The following is a 1,217-nucleotide window of genomic DNA, read 5'->3' as shown; positions in this document are numbered from 1 at the left end:
TGGAATGTCAACACTAAATCACACAACTTTTTTAAGGGATATTTCTTTAAACTCCATAGGGCTTACGTAGCCTAATGTTCCGTGAATGCGCAGCCTGTTGAACCAGTTGACGTAGTCACTGAATTCAAGCGTAAGATGCCCTAAACTATCAAACTTCATCTGACGGACAAACTCCGTTTTTATGATTTTGAACGTCGCTTCCGCCACTGCATTGTCATACGGACAGCCTTTCATGCTGAGGGATCTGCCAATGTTGAAGGTCGATAATGTGTCATCGATCAGCTGGTTTTTGAACTCGCTGCCACGATCTGTGTGAAACAGCTGGATATCGCGCAGATCACCTTGAATTGACGCAAAAGCCCGCGCGACAAGGTTTGCATCTTTGTGAGGACCCGTGCTGAAGCCAATGATTTCCCGGTTAAAGAGGTCGACAAAGATACATAAGTAATGCCATTTGTTTTTGACTTTGACGTATGTTAAATCACTCACGATTACTTTTTTCGCTTCATCCTGTCGAAACTCACGTTTCAATTCATTTGCCAGGACGGACTCATTACATGGGGTTTTCTGCGGTTTGAACTGCACCAACGTGTAAGAGGAAACTAGTCCCTGCTCGTTCATGATGCGGCCGATGCGGCGTCTGGACACCGTGAATCCAAGCTTATTCAGTTCCACCTTGATTTTACGGGTGCCGTAGGCATTCCGGTTTTGTTTGAAAATCTCGATGATGGCGCCTGTTACGTTATCTTCTGAGCGGCGCTCCTTGGCTTCGTAGTAATACGTGCTTCGGGAAATCTGTAGGACGTCACACATTGCTGATACCGAGTATTTGTCCTGGTTTCGTTTGATGACATTTACTTTCGTCCCATGATCAGCGCTGCTTGCTTTAAAATATCGTTCTCCATCAGTAGCTGCTTATTTTCTTTACGCAGTTTTAAAAGCTCCTGTTGTTCAAGGGAACGATTGTCTTTTTCTTTGAAGGCACCAGACGTTTCAGACTGTTGAATCCACCGGTCAAGGGAGGAAGGGGTCAGGTTATACTCATCTATAATCGCTCGTTTCGTTTTTCCATTCTGGTGCAGCTGCACCATTTGCTTTTTAAATTCTGGCGTGAATGTACGGCGTTCTCGCTTTATCATAGTTGGGGCTCCTCATCTGTTTTAGGTCAAGTGTACGTGACCTTAATATTTCTGTCCAGATAAGTGTAGACGCTCCAA

1 protein-coding gene is annotated in these 1,217 nt (G+C 44.8%); it reads right to left on the bottom strand.

Translation table 11 applies throughout. The features are described from left to right. Positions 1-18: 18 nt before the first annotated feature. A protein-coding gene (locus J2S17_RS28750; protein WP_307480822.1) for an IS3 family transposase occupies positions 19-1,139 on the bottom strand; the annotation gives its coding sequence in 2 pieces (ribosomal slippage) (positions 19-890 and positions 890-1,139; 1,122 coding nt in all). Positions 1,140-1,217 lie beyond the last annotated feature (78 nt).

It is taken from the genome of Cytobacillus purgationiresistens, from assembly GCF_030813235.1.
GTDB lineage: Bacteria > Bacillota > Bacilli > Bacillales > Cytobacillaceae > Cytobacillus > Cytobacillus purgationiresistens.
The sequence above is the reverse complement of the archived record's forward strand: the minus strand, read 5'-3'. Positions and strand labels throughout refer to the sequence as shown.